Genomic DNA, 18699 nt, shown 5'->3' with positions numbered 1-18699 from the left:
GCAGAAAAATGTCCCCACACCCGCTCGCAAGCGGCGGATTTCGTCTTTACCCAATCAAAAATTGTGTCATAGTGCAGAACAAGCAAAAATTTCAGGAGTGCGTCAAAGCAATGAAACGTCCGGACTACAGAACACTACAAGCACTGGATGCGGTTATTCGTGAACGAGGATTTGAGCGCGCGGCGCAAAAGCTGTGCATCACGCAATCCGCGGTTTCACAGCGCATAAAACAGCTTGAGAATATGTTCGGACAACCGCTGCTGGTGCGCACCGTACCGCCGCGCCCAACGGAACAGGGACAGAAACTACTGGCGCTTCTGCGCCAGGTTGAACTGCTGGAAGACGAGTGGCTGGGCGATGAACAAACCGGCTCGACGCCGCTTCTGCTTTCGCTGGCGGTGAACGCCGACAGTCTGGCGACCTGGTTACTTCCGGCGCTGGCCCCGGTACTGGCTAATTCACCGATTCGACTGAACCTGCAGGTTGAAGATGAAACCCGAACCCAGGAACGTCTGCGTCGGGGTGAAGTAGTCGGCGCGGTGAGTATTCAACATCAGGCGCTGCCAAGCTGTCTGGTGGATAAATTGGGCGCGTTGGACTACCTGTTTGTTGGCTCTAAACCTTTCGCCGAGCGTTATTTCCCAAACGGCGTCACCCGTTCCGCCCTGCTGAAAGCCCCGGCGGTCGCGTTTGACCATCTTGATGATATGCACCAGGCGTTCCTGCAACAAAACTTCGACCTGCCGCCGGGCAGCGTACCGTGCCATATCGTTAACTCGTCTGAAGCCTTCGTCCAGTTAGCCCGTCAGGGAACAACCTGCTGCATGATCCCACACTTACAGATTGAGAAAGAGCTGGAAAGCGGTGAGCTTATCGACTTAACGCCAGGCCTGTTCCAGCGTCGGATGCTATACTGGCACCGCTTTGCGCCAGAAAGCCGCATGATGCGCAACGTCACCGACGCGCTGCTGGCCTATGGCCACAACGTACTGCGTCAGGATTAATTCCTCGAACAGAGGCCGGATAGCGGCGTAACGCTTTATCCGGCCTACAAGCCTTTCCCCTCATTTCATGCTATTCCCGCCACGTCTTTGAAATACATCACAAAATAAAACACGCCACACGGCAAAAAACGACGTCCTGTTGGCTATTTTTTGCTGGCGACAAGCCAAATGAAAAAGCACACCGTATTCGCAAAGATTCAACTTATTGCGTAATACGGAGCAAAAAATGGCAAACGTGCAGGAGTGGCAAACACTCGCCAATAAAGAACTCAGTCGACGGGAAAAAACCGTTGAGTCGCTGGAAAGACAAACGGCGGAAGGGATTGCCATCAAGCCGCTGTACACCGAAGCGGATCTCGATAATCTGGAAGTCACGGGCACCCTGCCCGGTCTGCCGCCTTACGTGCGTGGCCCGCGCGCCACTATGTATACCGCGCAGCCGTGGACGATTCGCCAATACGCCGGTTTCTCTACCGCCAAAGAGTCCAACGCCTTTTACCGCCGTAACCTCGCCGCTGGGCAAAAAGGGCTTTCCGTTGCCTTTGACCTTGCCACTCATCGTGGCTATGACTCAGACAACCCGCGCGTAGCGGGCGACGTCGGCAAAGCCGGCGTGGCGATCGATACCGTCGAAGATATGAAGGTGCTGTTCGACCAGATCCCGCTGGATAAGATGTCCGTTTCGATGACCATGAACGGCGCGGTGCTGCCGGTACTGGCGTTTTATATCGTCGCGGCGCAGGAGCAAGGCGTGATGTCGGAACAGCTCACCGGGACCATTCAGAACGATATTCTGAAAGAGTACCTGTGCCGCAACACCTACATTTATCCGCCAAAACCCTCCATGCGCATTATCGCCGACATCATCGCCTGGTGCTCAGGCAACATGCCGCGCTTTAATACCATCAGCATCAGCGGCTATCACATGGGTGAAGCCGGGGCAAACTGCGTACAGCAGGTGGCGTTTACGCTGGCAGACGGTATTGATTACATCAAGGCCGCGCTTTCCGCCGGACTGAAAATTGATGACTTCGCCCCGCGCCTGTCATTCTTCTTCGGCATCGGCATGGATCTGTTTATGAACGTCGCCATGCTGCGCGCTGCACGGTATCTGTGGAGCGAAGCGGTCAGCAGTTTTGGCGCGACCAACCCGAAATCTCTCGCTCTGCGTACCCACTGCCAGACCTCAGGCTGGAGCCTGACCGAGCAGGACCCGTACAACAACGTGGTACGTACCACCATTGAAGCGCTCGGCGCTACGCTTGGCGGCACTCAGTCTCTGCATACCAACGCTTTTGATGAAGCGCTCGGTCTGCCCACCGATTTCTCAGCCCGTATTGCGCGTAATACGCAGATCATCATTCAGGAAGAATCAGAGATCTGCCGCACCGTCGATCCGCTGGCCGGATCGTATTACGTCGAATCACTCACCGATCAAATCGTGAAGCAGGCGCGCACGATCATCAAGCAGATTGATGAGGCAGGCGGCATGGCGAAGGCGATTGAAGCCGGACTTCCTAAACGGATGATCGAAGAAGCGTCCGCGCGCGAACAGTCGCTGATCGACCAGGGTAAGCGCGTTATCGTCGGGGTGAACAAATACAAGCTGGATAAAGAAGACGACACGTCGGTGCTGGAGATCGACAACGTGAAGGTGCGCAACGAGCAGATTGCCTCACTGCAGCATATCCGCGCCACCCGCGACAATGATGCGGTTAAAACCGCGCTATCCGCGCTGACCCACGCCGCGCAGCAGAATGAAAATCTGCTGGCAGCCGCCGTCAACGCCGCCCGCGTTCGCGCCACGCTAGGCGAAATATCCGATGCGCTCGAGGCCGCCTTTGACCGTTATCTGGTTCCCAGCCAGTGTGTTACTGGGGTGATTGCGCAAAGCTATCACCAGTCCGACAAATCCGCCGATGAGTTCGATGCCATTGTTGCGCAAACTGAACAATTCCTCGCAGAAAATGGCCGCCGCCCGCGTATTTTGATCGCCAAGATGGGTCAGGACGGCCACGATCGCGGCGCAAAAGTGATCGCCAGCGCCTACTCCGATCTCGGCTTTGATGTCGATCTCAGCCCGATGTTCTCCACACCGGAGGAAATTGCCCGTCTGGCGGTAGAAAACGATGTGCATGTCGTTGGCGCATCATCACTGGCGGCGGGTCATAAGACATTGATCCCGGAGCTGGTCACCGCGCTCAAAGGCTGGGGACGCGAAGACATTTGCGTCGTCGCCGGCGGGGTTATTCCGCCACAGGATTACGCTTTTCTACACGAACATGGCGTGGCAGCCATTTATGGCCCAGGCACGCCAATGCTCGACAGCGTCCGCGATGTGTTAACCCGTATCAGTCAGCATCATGATTAACGCCGCCACGCTTGAGGATACCGTCCGCCGCTTGCGACTCGGTGAACGTGCTACGCTCGCCCAGGCGATGACGCTGGTCGAAAGCAATCACCCGCGCCACCAGCCGCTGAGTACGCAATTGCTGGACGCGATTATGCCGTTCACCGGTAACGCCCTGCGTCTGGGGATCACCGGCACGCCGGGCGCGGGTAAAAGCACCTTTCTGGAAGTATTCGGCATGCTGTTAATTCGCCGCGGGTTACGGGTAGCGGTGATCGCCGTCGATCCCAGCAGCCCGGTCAGCGGCGGCAGCATTCTGGGTGATAAAACCCGCATGACGGAACTGGCTCGCGCAGAATCTGCGTTTATACGTCCGGTTCCTTCCAGCGGTCATTTAGGCGGCGCCAGCCAGCGCGCCCGCGAATTAATGCTGCTGTGCGAGGCGGCTGGCTTCAACGTGGTGATTGTGGAAACCGTCGGCGTTGGGCAGTCAGAAACCGAAGTCGCAGGCATGGTGGATTGCTTTCTCTCACTGCAAATCGCCGGCGGTGGCGACGATTTGCAGGGCATCAAAAAAGGCCTGATGGAGATGGCGGATCTGGTCGTCATCAACAAGGACGACGGTGATAACCGTACCAGCGTTGCCATCGCCCGCCATATGTACGAATCCGCCCTGCATATTCTGCGCCGCAAATATGACGAGTGGCAGCCGCAGGTTCTGACCTGTAGTGCCTTGGAAAAACGCGGCATTGAGGAGGTTTGGCAGGCGATAACCGACTTTAAAACGTGCCTTACCGCCAGCGGTCGACTGGAAAAAGTCCGCCAGCAGCAGGCGGTGGAATGGCTACACAAGCAGGCTGAAGAAGAAGCCCTGCATCTGCTGTTTGCCCGGGATGATTTCGACCGGTATTTCCAGCAGACGCTGCTGGCCGTCAAAAACAATGATCTTTCGCCGCGCACCGGCCTGCGGCACATCAGCGAATTTATCCAGCATCATTACTTTCAATAAAGAGAACATTATGTCTTATCAATACGTCAACGTGGTCATCATCCAGAAAGTCGCGGTCATTGAGTTCAATTACGCCCGCAAGCTCAATGCCCTGAGCAAAGTGTTTATTGACGATCTGATGCAGGCGCTGAACGACCTCAATCGTCCGGACATTCGCTGCATCATTCTGCGCGCCCCGAGCGGGGCCAAAGTGTTCTCTGCCGGGCATGATATTCATGAACTCCCCACCGGACGTCGCGATCCGCTCTCTTATGACGATCCGCTGCGTCAGATAACTCGTATGATCCAAAAATATCCGAAGCCGGTGATCTCCATGGTTGAAGGCAGCGTCTGGGGCGGCGCGTTTGAGATGATCATGAGTTCCGATCTGATCATCGCAGCCAGTACGTCTACCTTCTCCATGACCCCGGTCAACCTCGGCGTGCCCTATAACCTGGTGGGCATCCACAACCTGACCCGCGACGCTGGTTTTCACATCGTTAAGGAGCTGATTTTTACCGCCTCGCCCATCACCGCTCAACGCGCTATGGCGGTCGGGATCCTCAACCATGTCGTTCCAACCGAGGAACTGGAAGATTTCACCCTGCAAATGGCGCATCACATCTCGGAAAAAGCGCCGCTGGCAATCGCCGTCATCAAAGAAGAACTGCGCGTGTTGGGCGAAGCACACACCATGAACTCTGACGAATTCGAGCGCATTCAGGGCATGCGCCGCGCGGTGTATGACAGCGAGGATTATCAGGAAGGGATGAACGCGTTTATGGAAAAACGTAAACCTAATTTTGTTGGCCATTAATCACGTCCGACGAAGGAGACGGCCATGAAACGGATGAGCGCCGAACAGGCGGCAGAAATTATCCAGCACGATGATATGGTGGCGTTCAGCGGCTTTACCCCCGCGGGTTCGCCAAAAGCGTTACCCACCGCAATTGCCCAACGCGCCTGCGAACGGCATCAGGACGGGCAGCCTTTTCAGATCCGCCTGCTGACCGGGGCGTCAATTGGCGCCGCCGCTGATGATGCATTATCCGCGGCGGATGCCGTTTCCTGGCGTGCGCCTTATCAAACCTCATCTGGCCTGCGCGAGAAAATTAACCAGGGCCAGGTGAGGTTTGTCGATCTCCATTTGAGCGAAGTCGCGCAGATGGTTAATTACGGCTTTTTTGGCGATATCGATGTTGCCGTCATTGAAGCTTCCGCCATTGCGCCGGATGGCCGGATTTGGCTTTCCAGCGGTATTGGCAATGCGCCTACCTGGCTGCTGCGGGCGAAAAAGGTGATTATCGAGCTGAATCATTACCATAATCCGCGCGTGGCTGAGTTTGCCGACATCGTAATACCCGGCGCACCGCCGCGGCGTAACAGCGTACCCATATTTCATACCATGGATCGCGTGGGCAGTCAGTGCGTGCAGATAGACCCCAGGAAAGTGGTAGCGGTGGTGGATACCGAGCTGCCCGATGCCGGGAATGCGTCGGATAAAACCAATCCGGTCAGCCAACAAATTGCCGATAACGTCGTCACTTTCCTACTGGCAGAAATGGCGCACAAACGCATTCCAGCAGAGTTTCTGCCCTTACAAAGCGGCGTGGGCAATATCAACAACGCGGTAATGGCGCGACTGGGGGAGAATCCGGATATTCCGCCCTTTATGATGTATTCAGAGGTGTTACAGGAATCGGTGGTGCATCTGCTGGAAACGGGCAAGATCACCGGTGCCAGCGCCTCCAGCCTGACCATCTCAGCCCCGTCGCTACAGAAGATTTACGACAACATGGACTTCTTCGCCAGCCGAATTGTGCTGCGCCCGCAGGAGATCTCCAATAACCCGGAAATCATCCGTCGGCTGGGGGTCATTGCGCTCAACGTTGGGCTTGAGTTTGATATCTACGGCCATGCCAATTCCACGCACGTTGCGGGCGTGAACCTGATGAACGGGATCGGCGGCAGCGGGGATTTCGAGCGCAACGCCTACCTGTCTATCTTTATGGCGCCGTCGATTGCCAAAGGCGGGAAAATCTCAACCATCGTGCCGATGTGCAGCCATGTCGACCACAGCGAACATAGCGTTAAAGTGATCGTGACCGAACGAGGGATTGCCGATCTGCGTGGGTTATCTCCGATGCAGCGGGCGCACACGATTATCGATAACTGTGCGCATCCCCTTTACCGGGACTACCTGCACCGCTATCTGGAAAAAGCGCCCGGCGGGCATATCCATCACGATCTCAGCCATGCGTTCGATCTGCATCGCAACCTTCTCGAGACAGGATCGATGCTCGGTTAACTTGCCGTACCGTCACGATCTTCAGCAATATGCTGGAGCATGGTGCCGGTATAGCGATGATTTTTCAGCGAATAGAGAAACTCCTGCATATACATGGGGCTGCCGGGCGCGTCGAAATACTTTAGCGTCGACGGATTCACCAGCCGCCAGGCAAAATGAGGAATCACCGTCAAAAACTGCCCGCGCTCCACCGCACTAATCTTGGCCATAAAGCTGTATGGACGGTAGATAATCGTCGGATTGATCCCACAGGGCCGCATATAAGCATCCAGCATCGCCTCAAAGTTGGCGCGATTCTGGAAGCGCATTTGCAGCCAGGGTAGCTCGCGCAGCAGATCCTGCGGCTGTTTCTCTTCGTAGCGCCGGGAAACGAGAAACCCCAGACGCAGCGGAGACAGTTCGCTGATCGCCAGATTTTCCAACTCTTGTACGCGGGGAGAAACGTGCTGTGGCGAGATAATGAAATCCAGTTTGCGGTCGAACAGATTATCAATCACCCCATTCTCACTGAATTCAACGGCCTGGGCCGTCACGCCGTCATATTTATCGCCAAGGCTAATCAACTGGTCAAAAATAATCGTTGGATAAGTATTATCGATACCGATGACGATTTCCCGCGAGCGACAAGAGGCGTTATGAATTTCGTTATCAATGGCAGAGAGGCGCTGATAGACGGGAAACAGCTTCTGATAGAGCTCCTGTCCGGCTTTATTCAGGCTGATGTTGTTATCTTTACGGGTAAACAGCGTATAGCCGATTTGATCTTCCAGTGCAGCAATGCTTTTACCGAAAGGCGATGCGGTCATATGTATTTTTTCTGCCGCTCTGGCGATGTTATTGGTTTGCGCCAGCAGAATGAAATTACGCATCTTTTTCGAGATAAAAATATCCATAGCGTCCCCTTAAAAATCGCTATGGCCTATCCTCATTACCACGAAAAAAAAGACTGAATGTGAGGTCTCATTTTTACAGTTGCTCACAGAAAAAACCGGCTGGAATGTTTTGTCGGCCTGATGAGACGCGTAAGCATCGCCATCAGGCTAAAATCTTGCCGGATGGCGACTTACGCCTTATCAAGACTACTTATTGGTTACTGTAGGCTCAATCTGGAAGACGACATCAACCTGATCGTCAAACTGAATAACCGGCTGTTCGTAGGTTTCCTGAGCGGAGGTTGCAGGCGCTGCATCTGCTTTCATCATCCGTACCATCGGGCTTGGTTGATAATTGGAAACGTGGTAACGCACGCTGTAAACGGGACCCAGTTTGCTATTAAAGCCCGCGGCCAGCTGTTCAGCCTGATGAACCGCATCATCAATCGCCGCTTTACGCGCTTTGTCTTTGTAAGCATCCGGCTGGGCAACGCCCAGCGATACCGAACGAATCTCATTCAGACCGGCCTTCAGCGCGCCATCAAGCAGAGCGTTGAGTTTGTCTAACTGACGCAGCGTGACTTCAACGGTGCGCACCGCACGATAGCCTTTGAGAATGCTTTTGCCGTTCTGGTAGTCGTAGTCCGGCTGCGTACGCAAGTTTGCAGCGCTAATGTCTTTCTTCGCTATCTGGTTCTGTTCAAGGAAGGACAGATATTGCGCCACGCGCTCATCGGCCTGCTTCTTCGCGGAAGCCGCATCCTTTGCAGCAACGTTCACTTCAATCGCCAGGGTGGCGATGTCTGGTGTTGCATCTACGCTTGCCGTTCCGGAAGTCACGATGTGTGGTCCATTTGGCAACTCATTTGCCTGTACCGATAGTGCGCTGAATCCGACTAATGCCGCCAGGGCCATTATTTTGAACTTCACGGTCGTTCCTCCATGTTTCATTAATTACCCCAAAACTCAGGGCACATGCAGGCAAGCTTAGCCGATCTCGCTGCGTTGTCCATCAGACAACACTTAGTTGAACAGCGCTTGAACGTGCGCAACACCTTCTTTTGCCAGCTGAAAAGCGATAAACCACATCACTAATCCTACCAGCGTATTGATGATGCGCTGTGCTTTCGCAGTTCGCAGACGCGGTGCCAGCCAGGCCGCCAGCAATGCCAGACCGAAGAACCACAGGAACGAAGCGCTGACGGTTCCCAGTGCAAACCAGCGTTTAGGCTCAACATCCAGTTGTCCCCCCAGACTCCCGAGCACCACAAAGGTATCCAGGTAAACATGTGGGTTGAGCCATGTCACCGCCAGCATAGTGGCGATAATTTTCCAGCGCCCCTGCTTCATCACCTCGGCGCTGGCCAGTTCCAGATTACTACTCATCGCCGTTTTTAGCGCACCGAATCCGTACCAGAGTAAAAATGCGACCCCGCCCCAGGTGACCAGCGCCATCAGCCATGGCGACTGCATCAGCAAGGCGCTACCGCCGAAGATACCCGCGCAAATCAGCACTAAATCGCTGATGGCGCAGAGTAAAGCAATCATGATGTGATACTGACGACGGATCCCCTGATTCATCACGAAGGCATTTTGTGGACCAAGCGGAAGTATCATGGCTGCACCAAGCGCAAGCCCTTGAAAATAGTAGGATAACATGTAAAACATCTCACATAATTGTCTTGTGGGCAGACTATACTGCGCGGGATTCATTAGAGGAAATGGATAATATTAATCAGTAATTAGCATTATTAATAATACCGCGCACACTCCCCTCCATATTCAGTCTCTGACAATAGCGATTGTGCGTTACCCGAGGTATGCTGAAAGATAAATCTGTCTATACCAAAGGAATGGGTATGAAGCATAACGCGAACATTTTTCTCTTCTGTGCCTCGCTGATAGTTACCAGTTTGTGGCCCACTGTCGCCAGCGCAGACAGAACGCTGCGCTATACCGATCACGAGCCATATGGCAACATGCGTACCCGGCTCATAAAAGAGACTTTTTTTCGCGCGATCGAACAAGAGTCGCTTGGACGTTTGAAAATCGACGCTCACTGGAACGGCGAGCTGTCCACCAGCTATGACGCCTTAAAAACTATCGGCCAGGGCAGCGTGGCGGATATGGGGATCGTGGTCCCTGAGTACACGCCCGAACAACTGCCGCGACACCAGATTTTTAAGAGCTTCCCCCTCGGACCGGGTCGTGGTGAAGCGCAGGTTAACGCCTTTCAGCGGATTTTCCGCGAGTATCGCCAGTTTGGTCGCGAGCTGGAAAACAACAATCTGGTGAATCTTCAGTTTTTCCTCGGCTATCCGGTTGGATTTTTTACTACCAAACCGAACGTCAATTTGGCACAGCTGAATGCAAGCCAATGGCGGACCGCCAGCTTTTGGCATCAATCATTTTTACGCAACGCGGGCGGCGTGCCGGTCAGCATGCCATGGAATGAAAAAATTACCGATGCGCTTCAGACCGGACAGCTTGACGGCCTGATGGTTAACCTCGACAGCGGAGATGATATCCATGCCCAGCGGGCGGCCCCCTATATTCAGCTCTCCCCTTCGCTCTGGCTCGGACACGTTTATCTTCTGGTGATGAATAAAGACGTCTGGGATAGCCTGGACGTGAAAGATCGCGCAGCCATCAATCGGGCCGCCGCCATGACGCAAAAGCGTATTGGCGCAGTGCAGGACGCAAGCCTGACCGCAATGGCGAAAAAGATGGCAAAAGAGGGTGCACACGTTCATTACCTGACCAACAGCGAGCTGAATGCGTGGCAAGCCGCTACCGGGTATCAGCACGTTCAGGCCGAATGGATTGCCCAACAGGAAAGTAAAGGAATAAACGATGTTGGCGAGCTGATGCAGGGTGTCAGCGCAATTCTTAACAAGACGAGATAAATCAACGCCCGCCTCTCTCTGGCGGGCGTTTTTAGCTGAAGTTACTCGGTCGCGTTCTCTTTCACGCGTTTAAAGTTCACATCCATCTGCGGGTACGGGAAGCTGATACCGTTGGCGTCAAACTCGCGCTTAATACGCTCCAGTACATCCCAGTAGACGCTTTGCAGATCGCTGCTGTTGCTCCAGACACGTACGACGAAATTAATCGAGGAAGCGCCCAGCTCATTCAGGCGCACCGTCATTTCACGGTCTTTTAGGATGCGATCTTCAGACTGGATGATATCAGTGAGGATTTTTTTCACCTGATCGATATCGGAGTCGTAGGCCACGCCGATAATAAATTCGTTACGACGGACCGGCTCGCGAGAGAAGTTAATGATGTTCCCGGCAATGATTTTACCGTTTGGGATCACCACAATCTTACCGTCTACGGTACGCATAGTTGTGGAGAAAATCTGCACGTTAAGCACGGTTCCCGCAACGCCGCCAAGGTCTACATATTCACCCGCGCGGAACGGACGGAACATCACCAGCAGCACGCCTGCGGCGAGGTTGGACAGCGACCCTTGCAGTGCCAGACCGACAGCTAAACCTGCGGCACCGAGAACGGCGATCACGGAGGCAGTTTGCACCCCAACGCGACCCAGCGCGGCAATCAGCGTGAAAGCGATAATACCGTAGCGCACCAGTGCAGAAAGAAAGTCGGCAACGGTGGCATCAATTTTACGCGCCAGCATCAGGCGATTAACGGTGTTTGATACGATACGCGCCACGATCATACCGATAATGACAATCGCGATGGCCGCAACGATGTTGACGGCATAGCTCAACAGTAGTTCCTGATTGCGGACCAGCCAGGTGCCCGCACCGTTTATGCTGTCGACAACATTCAAATCTTCCATTCAATATTCCTTTTTTGCTTACCCAAACGGGAGAAATAAAGCCGCCCTAACGGGACTGGCAACCTGACAAGGGTAAACAATAAACTCATATTTTGCCAAACAGATCACAGAATTCTCTGTCAGCAGCACATTGAAATGGCAATAAAAAAGGCCCGCATTTGCGGGCCTCATGTCACGTTGGACGGCGTAAATTACAGAACGTCAACCGCGTTCAGTTCTTTGAAAGCCTGTTCCAGACGGGTGATCATGGTTGCCTGACCAGCACGCAGCCATACGCGCGGATCGTAGTATTTCTTGTTCGGCTGATCTTCGCCTTTCGGGTTACCCAACTGACCCTGCAGGTAAGCTTCGTTTGCTTTGTAGTAGTTCAGAACGCCTTCCCAGGTAGCCCATTGGGTATCGGTGTCGATGTTCATTTTCACTACGCCGTAGCTTACGGAATCTTTGATTTCCTGAGCAGTAGAACCGGAACCGCCGTGGAAGACGAAGTTCAGGCTGTTATGCGGCAGGTTATGTTTCTTAGAAACATAGTCCTGAGAGTCGCGCAGGATGGTCGGGGTCAGAACTACGTTACCCGGCTTGTAAACGCCGTGTACGTTACCGAAGGACGCTGCGATGGTGAAACGCGGGCTGATTTTGCTCAGCTCGGTGTATGCGTAGTCAACGTCTTCCGGTTGGGTGTACAGTGCAGAAGCGTCCATGTGGCTGTTGTCCACGCCGTCTTCTTCACCACCGGTGCAACCCAGTTCGATTTCCAGAGTCATGCCCATTTTGGACATGCGCGCCAGGTATTTGGAGCAGATTTCGATGTTCTCTTCCAGAGACTCTTCAGACAGGTCGATCATGTGAGAAGAGAACAGCGGTTTGCCTGTTGCTGCGAAGTGTTTTTCACCCGCGTCCAGCAGACCGTCGATCCACGGCAGCAGTTTCTTCGCGCAGTGGTCAGTGTGCAGGATAACCGGAACACCATAGTGTTCAGCCATCTGGTGAACGTGATGCGCACCAGAGATCGCACCCAGGATTGCAGCGCCCTGAGGAACGTCAGACTTCACGCCTTTACCCGCGATGAAAGAAGCACCACCGTTGGAGAACTGGACGATTACCGGCGCTTTAACTTTTGCAGCGGTTTCCAGAACGGCGTTGATGGAGTCGGTACCAACGCAGTTAACAGCTGGCAGAGCAAAGTTGTTTTCTTTAGCTACCTGGAAAACTTTCTGTACGTCATCACCAGTGATTACGCCTGGTTTTACGAAATCAAAAATTTTAGACATGTTGCGAGTCCTGTATCTTCGGCCTTGGAAAGGGGGCGCGCTCGACAGCGCGCTAATAATTGGGCAGGTTTCCCTGCCCATCAATGTCTTACTTTTTAGCACGCTCTTCGAGCATGGCTACTGCTGGCAGTACTTTGCCTTCCACGAATTCGAGGAATGCGCCGCCGCCAGTAGAGATGTAGGAGATTTTGTCAGCAATGCCGAACAGGTCGATTGCTGCCAGGGTGTCACCGCCGCCTGCGATAGAGAATGCTTCGCTGTCTGCGATAGCATTAGCAACGATTTCAGTACCTTTGCGGAAGTTCGGGAATTCGAACACGCCAACCGGGCCGTTCCACAGAATGGTTTTCGCATTCTTCAGAATGTCAGCCAGCTGCTGTGCAGAAGCGTCGCCGATATCCAGGATCTGCTCGTCTTCTTTTACATCGCTAACGGATTTAAGCGTAGCCGGTGCAGTTTCAGAGAATTCAGTCGCTACGCGAACGTCAGTCGGGACCGGGATATCACAAGTCGTCAGCAGACGCTTAGCTTCATCAACCAGGTCAGCTTCGTACAGGGATTTGCCGACGTTGTGGCCTTGAGCAGCAACGAAGGTGTTCGCGATACCACCACCAACGATCAGCTGGTCAGCGATTTTTGACAGAGAGTCCAGAACGGTCAGTTTGGTAGAAACTTTAGAACCACCAACGATAGCCACCATCGGACGAGCAGGTTCTTTCAGCGCTTTACCCAGCGCGTCCAGTTCAGCAGCCAGCAGCGGACCAGCGCAAGCTACGTCGGCGAATTTACCGATACCGTGGGTAGAAGCCTGCGCACGGTGAGCGGTACCGAAAGCGTCCATTACGAATACGTCGCAAAGCGCAGCGTATTTTTTGGACAGTGCTTCGTCGTCTTTCTTCTCGCCTTTGTTGAAGCGAACGTTTTCCAGAACAACCAGTTCACCGGCAGCGACTTCAACGCCGTCCAGGTAATCTTTTACCAGGCGAACCGGAGCAGACAGTTTGTCTTTCAGGTAGTTAACAACCGGCAGCAGAGAGAATTCTTCGTTGTACTCGCCTTCGGTAGGACGACCCAGGTGGGAAGTTACCATCACTTTAGCACCCTGTTTCAGGGCCAGTTCGATGGTCGGCAGGGAAGCACGGATACGCGCATCGCTGGTTACTTTCCCTTCTTTAACTGGTACGTTCAGGTCCGCACGGATAAAAACGCGTTTACCAGCCAGATCCAGATCGGTCATCTTAATTACAGACATGGTGAATCCTCTCGTTGATTCATAAAGTTTTGTCGACGCTCAAGCGTCGAGCCTGAAACCAATAGCAGCCATCGCTAACGTTGTGTCGAGCATACGGTTAGCAAAGCCCCATTCATTATCACACCAGACCAGCGTTTTGATCAGGTGAGCGCCACTCACGCGCGTTTGCGTACCATCAACGATGGCGCTGTGCGGGTCGTGGTTAAAATCTACAGAGACCAACGGTAATTCCGTATAGTCAACTATACCATGAAATGCACCTTGTGCTGCTTTTTGCAGCAACTGGTTGACTTCACTGGCTTTTACTGGTTTTTTCACCGTCACGCTTAAGTCGATCGCCGTCACATTTATGGTCGGTACACGCACCGCAATCGCTTCAAAACGATCGTTAAACTGCGGGAAAATTCGCGTGATGCCCGCCGCCAGTTTGGTATCAACCGGAATAATAGACTGGCTGGCCGCTCGCGTGCGACGCAGGTCAGGATGATAGGCATCAATAACCTGCTGATCGTGCATCGCGGAGTGGATCGTGGTGACGGTACCAGACTCAATGCCGTAAGCATCATCCAGCAATTTAATGACGGGTATTATGCAATTCGTGGTGCAGGAGGCGTTGGAAACGATCCGGTGTTCAGCGCGCAGCTGATCCTGATTAACGCCATACACAACGGTTGCGTCGATGTCGTGACTACCAGGATGTGAAAAGAGCACTTTTTTTGCACCAGCGGCAATATGCGCCTCGCCGTGTTCGCGGTTGCCGAAGACCCCCGTACAATCCAGCACAACGTCGACACTCAGTTCGCGCCAGGGAAGCGCATCGAGCGTTCGCTCATGCAGAATGCGGATCGCGTCATCGCCAACGATGAGCTGGTCACGTTCCTGACGAACATCCCAGGCAAAACGTCCATGGCTGGTGTCATATTTCAACAAATGCGCCATGCCTGCAGCATCCGCCAGTTCGTTGATTGCCACCACGGTGATTTCCGCCCGACGCCCGGATTCATACAAAGCACGAACCACGTTGCGTCCGATGCGACCGAAACCATTAATCGCTACGCGTACGGTCATAGGTCTCCTGCAAGGATTTCTCAGAAACGATGTGGCAGACAGAGTAATGCAGCAAATCGCTCAGGGAAACCTTACCTGTCGCAAACTGCGACTAATTGGTTAATTGTCGAACATTTAATCGACTGAAACGCTTCAGCTAGAATAAGCGAAACGCGGAATAAAAGGAATGATTGTCCAGCCAAAGAAAACAGTTATCTGACGTACATCACATTTTTCCCGCTGAGACCGGGGGAAATTATTCCAGTAAGCCGTAATAATCATTACGGCTTAACAGGAATAATTGGCCTTCACGCAATCCGATATTCACCAGATTCCAGCATCTCCAGCGTCAGGTCACCAGGCAGACTCGCTTCCAGTACCCGACGAACATTCGGTCCGTCGGTACGCTCATAAAACGCCTCAGCGTCAGCTTGTGATAGTCCGCCCGCCAGTTTACGGCCTACCAATCGTGTACGGAGCGCGTTGGCAGGAGCACGAATAAACAGCGAATAATCACAAAACTCAGCTAACGCCCGCCACCTTTCATCATCGCGTAATAACCAGTTTCCTTCCACAATCACAATCGGCGCGATCACTGTTATAGCCGCTTCTACCGGATCGTGTTTTTGCCGGTCGTACTGTGGCCAGGAGCCCTCCCCTTCCCTTATCAGACGTAGATTCTGTGCAAGTTTATCCACATCAAAGGTTTCCGGCGCACCTTTGTATGCTCGCAGGTTATGAGCATCCAGCCAGGTGTTGTAGTGATGGAAGCCATCCATCGGCAGCGTCTGGATCTCCGGCAGGCCAGGATCCTGACGGGAGAGATATTCCCAGAAGGTGGTCAGCGTCGATTTACCCGTACCAGGCGGTGCGCTGAGAAAAACGATCGTTCGTCGCTGCGGGTGAGTGGCGTGTATTTTTGCCAGCTGTTGTAATAACGGTTTGTGGACGTTCTCTATCTCATCATCACGGTAATGTGCTTCAACCTGTAGCCCATTCACCGTTAGTTTGATTTTCACGGCGTTAATTCCTTTAAAATCGCCGTCACTGCCAGCGTCATTGCCGTCTTGACCATTGCGCTAAAGCGCACTTCGGACCACGCAGCAAAGTCGGCAAATTTCATCGACTCCAGCGCACCGTAGAGCGTTGCGTTGCGGGTGATACTGTTCACGTTGCTGACAAAATCCCAGGTAATGTCATCGGCAAAACCGGGGATATTATCCTGCTCGTTCAGGTACTGATAAAACTGAGAGAAATGGGTGATGTCGGCATAAAGCCATTTATCCATTTTTCCCAACGCATAAATCAGACGTAACGCAACGTCGATATCGTCAAGCGGTCCACTCTGGGCGAGTAACGGCTTCACTGCATATTCCACGATCTCTTCATCGTTATTAACGAACAGCGACGGTAGAAAGCGCTTAATGCCCTGGAGCAAAATGTTATGTGCCGTCGTCATAAACGAGAGTAAATTATTTTGAGCATCCAGTTGCTCAAGCACATCGTCTTCTGTCAGCGTCGTCATTCGTTTCTCGATAAATCACCATGAATGCAGAGAGTCTATTATATTACACGTTCGATCCGCGCCGCCGATCAGTAAAGTTTGCGTGCGCACACCATTCGCAACCTGTTGGATCCCTTTCACAAGATCTCCGCCCGTGACCCCTGTCGCGCTAAAGAGGATCTTATTTCCCCCTACCAGTTCGTCCAACGCGTAGATCCGGTTGATCTCAACGCCCATTTCCGCGCAGCGCTGATGTTCCTGTGCCGCAATCAGACGATTATCTGCGTTATTTCCTTTCGCTTCACAAAAATCAATCAGTTCAGCCTGCATATCGCCCCCCAGCGCTTTAACCGCACAGGCTGAAATAACCCCTTCAGGCGCGCCGCCAATGGTATACATCAGATCATAAGGATTCTCCTGCATACAGGCCAGCACGCTGGCGGCCACGTCACCATCGGGCAGAGCAAAGACCTTGACGCCAAGCCGTGTCGCCTCGGCAATCGCTGGTTGAAGGCGCGGTTTATCCAGCGTCACCATCCGCAGTCGCTCCAGCGGTTTACCCAATGCCTCTGCCACATTACGCAAATTATCTGCCAACGGCAGCGCCAGATTAATCGCCCCTTTCGCAAACCGATTAACAACCAGTTTTTTCATGTACATATCAGGAGCGTGTAACAAACTACCGCGAGGGGCAAACGCCATGACGGCCAGCGCATTGCTTTGCCCCATAGCCACCATTCGGGTTCCTTCGATAGGATCAACGGCGATATCTACCTCAGGTCCGCTGCCGGTTCCCACTTCTTCACCAATCCACAGCATCGGGGCTTGATCAATCTCCCCTTCGCCAATAACGATGCGTCCGCGAATGGCAATACTGTTCAATGCTTCCCGCATTGCCGTCACAGCCAGACCATCAATCTTGTTTTTATCGCCGCACCCGGTTTGCGGCCAGGCTGCCAGTGCAGCCTGCTCCGTGATACGAAATAGCGGCCATGCCAGCGACATCATATCGCCGCCTCCCCGATATCAACGCCAAAGTGTGCCAAAAGGTATTTTTCTGCCTTTTCATTCCAGATACCGTGCGTCTCCTCCACCAGCAGCGCCAGTTCTTTGAATAATGGGTCAGTTTTCCCTTTCTCGGCAAAATCAGCAATGGCGGTTAGTGGCATGGTAACGCCGTTATATATCAGCTTCTTACCGCCGGGGATCGCCGGTAAATTCAATACAGTTTCCGGAACTGCATCAAGGCCGCCAATGTGCGTCACCATAAACGACGGTTGCAGTTGGCCAGTTGCACTGAGCGCAATAGCCTCTTTCATATCATCCGTTGAACCACCGGATGTCCCGACAACGTGAGTGCTGTTGTAGTGCACGTTATAAAAATTAAACGGCACTTTGAAGTTACTGTCCGTAGGACCGGCAAAAAAATTCAGGCAACCATCTTCCGCGAGTAAATCATCAGCCATCTCAACAACTGCAGGCACTGCCGCATACACAAAGACATCATCAAAACCTGCGTCATGAGTTAACGCTCGCAGCATCGCTGTCGGAGAATCCATGCCAGTAGTATTCACATAGATGAGCTCAATCCCCTTTTCTGCCGCCAGCTCAACGGGCAACAGTTTTTTAGCCTGCGCCAGTCGTGCTTCGTCAATGTCGACCACCACCACGCGTGACGGCTGAATACTTCCGTTAATGGCATAATCTATTGCACCAATACCCATCGGCCCGGCGCAGGCCAGAAGCGCAATGTTCCCCCCTGGCTTAATCCCCATGCGATGCTCATAAACGTAAGGCGTGGTATGAAAATTCGCGTTATACGCGCCAATAATGCAGCACATCGGTTCTGCCAATGAGGCGGCGGCAAAATAAGAGCCGTGGTAAGGCAAAACGCATCCCAGGTTAATCGCCACTTCCGGGATAATCATATATGTCGCATTGCCGCCAAAATATTCGTAGCTGTATCCCGCTGAATATCCACTTGGCAATCCCATCGCGGGTTGCAACACAAAACGCTGATCTTTCTTATATTTATCCGTCAGGTTTTTCCCCACCTCAACAATGATACCTGCACATTCATGTCCGGTAATAACCGGATGATTTCCCAGATCGTCCGGTACGCGTTTATGATCGCTCCCCAATGCTGCTGCTTTCCAGGTGGACAAACAAACGCTATCGGATATTACGCTTACTAACAATTCATTATCTGTAATTGCAGGCAGTTCAAACTCACGGATACGAATATCCTGCTTGCCATATATGGCAGCAACTTTCGTTTTCATATTCACTCCAAAA

At 53.0% G+C, this 18699-nt stretch carries 17 protein-coding genes; 6 read left to right on the top strand and 11 right to left on the bottom strand.

Annotated elements, in window-relative coordinates; translation table 11 throughout:
• Positions 1–110: 110 nt before the first annotated feature.
• The 5 genes from argP to HV314_RS04980 all read left to right on the top strand — a co-directional run bounded on the left by argP (position 111) and on the right by HV314_RS04980 (position 6650).
• Positions 111–1004, top strand: coding sequence for a DNA-binding transcriptional regulator ArgP (gene argP, locus HV314_RS05000; protein ID WP_003825477.1), 894 nt, complete (start codon positions 111–113; stop codon positions 1002–1004).
• A gap of 226 nt (positions 1005–1230) precedes the next feature.
• Positions 1231–3375 carry a methylmalonyl-CoA mutase gene (scpA, locus tag HV314_RS04995; protein ID WP_181547473.1) on the top strand — a complete coding sequence of 715 codons (2145 nt, stop codon included), beginning with the start codon at positions 1231–1233 and terminating at the stop codon, positions 3373–3375.
• Complete coding sequence (gene meaB, locus HV314_RS04990; RefSeq protein ID WP_181547471.1) at positions 3368–4363, top strand: methylmalonyl Co-A mutase-associated GTPase MeaB; 996 nt, start codon at positions 3368–3370, stop codon at positions 4361–4363. The genes scpA and meaB overlap by 8 nt, the downstream gene beginning before the upstream one ends.
• A 10-nt stretch (positions 4364–4373) precedes the next feature.
• Positions 4374–5159, top strand: a complete 786-nt coding sequence (scpB, locus tag HV314_RS04985; protein ID WP_016154367.1) for a methylmalonyl-CoA decarboxylase — start codon at positions 4374–4376, stop codon at positions 5157–5159.
• A 24-nt stretch (positions 5160–5183) separates the two neighbouring features.
• Positions 5184–6650, top strand: coding sequence for an acetyl-CoA hydrolase/transferase family protein (locus tag HV314_RS04980; RefSeq protein ID WP_181547469.1), 1467 nt, complete (start codon positions 5184–5186; stop codon positions 6648–6650).
• On the opposite strand, the gene srsR is transcribed toward HV314_RS04980, so the two are convergent.
• The 3 genes from srsR to argO form a co-directional block, all read right to left on the bottom strand.
• A complete protein-coding gene (gene srsR, locus HV314_RS04975) occupies positions 6647–7543 on the bottom strand; it encodes a LysR family transcriptional regulator SrsR (protein ID WP_016154369.1) in 897 nt (298 codons plus the stop codon). The two genes, HV314_RS04980 and srsR, sit on opposite strands and share 4 nt — an antisense overlap.
• Positions 7544–7729: 186 nt before the next feature.
• Positions 7730–8452 (bottom strand): oxidative stress defense protein, encoded by a 723-nt coding sequence (locus HV314_RS04970; protein WP_029139653.1) that lies wholly within the window; start codon positions 8450–8452, stop codon positions 7730–7732.
• Positions 8453–8545: 93 nt separating this feature from the next.
• Positions 8546–9181, bottom strand: a complete 636-nt coding sequence (gene argO / locus HV314_RS04965; RefSeq protein WP_016157426.1) for an arginine exporter ArgO — start codon at positions 9179–9181, stop codon at positions 8546–8548.
• A gap of 200 nt (positions 9182–9381) precedes the next feature.
• Here argO and dctP point away from each other — a divergent pair, with 200 nt between their 5' ends.
• Complete coding sequence (gene dctP, locus HV314_RS04960; RefSeq protein WP_181547467.1) at positions 9382–10428, top strand: TRAP transporter substrate-binding protein DctP; 1047 nt, start codon at positions 9382–9384, stop codon at positions 10426–10428.
• Between the two features lie 41 nt (positions 10429–10469).
• Here dctP and HV314_RS04955 read toward each other — a convergent pair whose 3' ends face one another.
• The 8 genes from HV314_RS04955 to HV314_RS04920 all read right to left on the bottom strand — a co-directional run bounded on the left by HV314_RS04955 (position 10470) and on the right by HV314_RS04920 (position 18686).
• Positions 10470–11330 carry a small-conductance mechanosensitive channel MscS gene (locus HV314_RS04955; RefSeq protein WP_016154372.1) on the bottom strand — a complete coding sequence of 287 codons (861 nt, stop codon included), beginning with the start codon at positions 11328–11330 and terminating at the stop codon, positions 10470–10472.
• Between the two features lie 191 nt (positions 11331–11521).
• Entirely contained in the window at positions 11522–12601 is a 1080-nt protein-coding gene (gene fbaA / locus HV314_RS04950; protein WP_003027029.1) for a class II fructose-bisphosphate aldolase, read from the bottom strand.
• 88 nt (positions 12602–12689) lie between these two features.
• Positions 12690–13853 carry a phosphoglycerate kinase gene (gene pgk / locus HV314_RS04945; protein ID WP_003027032.1) on the bottom strand — a complete coding sequence of 388 codons (1164 nt, stop codon included), beginning with the start codon at positions 13851–13853 and terminating at the stop codon, positions 12690–12692.
• A 39-nt stretch (positions 13854–13892) separates the two neighbouring features.
• Complete coding sequence (gene epd / locus HV314_RS04940) at positions 13893–14921, bottom strand: erythrose-4-phosphate dehydrogenase (RefSeq protein WP_016154379.1); 1029 nt, start codon at positions 14919–14921, stop codon at positions 13893–13895.
• A gap of 287 nt (positions 14922–15208) precedes the next feature.
• On the bottom strand, positions 15209–15919 hold the full coding sequence (locus HV314_RS04935; protein WP_181547465.1) for a nucleoside/nucleotide kinase family protein: 711 nt from the start codon (positions 15917–15919) through the stop codon (positions 15209–15211).
• Positions 15916–16425 carry an MltR family transcriptional regulator gene (locus HV314_RS04930; RefSeq protein ID WP_016154381.1) on the bottom strand — a complete coding sequence of 170 codons (510 nt, stop codon included), beginning with the start codon at positions 16423–16425 and terminating at the stop codon, positions 15916–15918. Before HV314_RS04930 ends, HV314_RS04935 begins: the two co-directional genes overlap by 4 nt.
• A 15-nt stretch (positions 16426–16440) precedes the next feature.
• Positions 16441–17412: a class II fructose-bisphosphatase gene (gene glpX, locus HV314_RS04925; RefSeq protein WP_131346837.1), complete on the bottom strand. Its 972-nt coding sequence runs from the start codon at positions 17410–17412 to the stop codon at positions 16441–16443.
• Positions 17409–18686, bottom strand: a complete 1278-nt coding sequence (locus tag HV314_RS04920; RefSeq protein WP_181547463.1) for a zinc-binding dehydrogenase — start codon at positions 18684–18686, stop codon at positions 17409–17411. Before HV314_RS04920 ends, glpX begins: the two co-directional genes overlap by 4 nt.
• Between the last annotated feature and the right edge of the window lie 13 nt (positions 18687–18699).

It is taken from the genome of Citrobacter sp. RHBSTW-00887 (assembly GCF_013728095.1).
Lineage (GTDB): Bacteria > Pseudomonadota > Gammaproteobacteria > Enterobacterales > Enterobacteriaceae > Citrobacter > Citrobacter braakii.
This window is presented reverse-complemented; position numbering and strand designations above follow the sequence as displayed.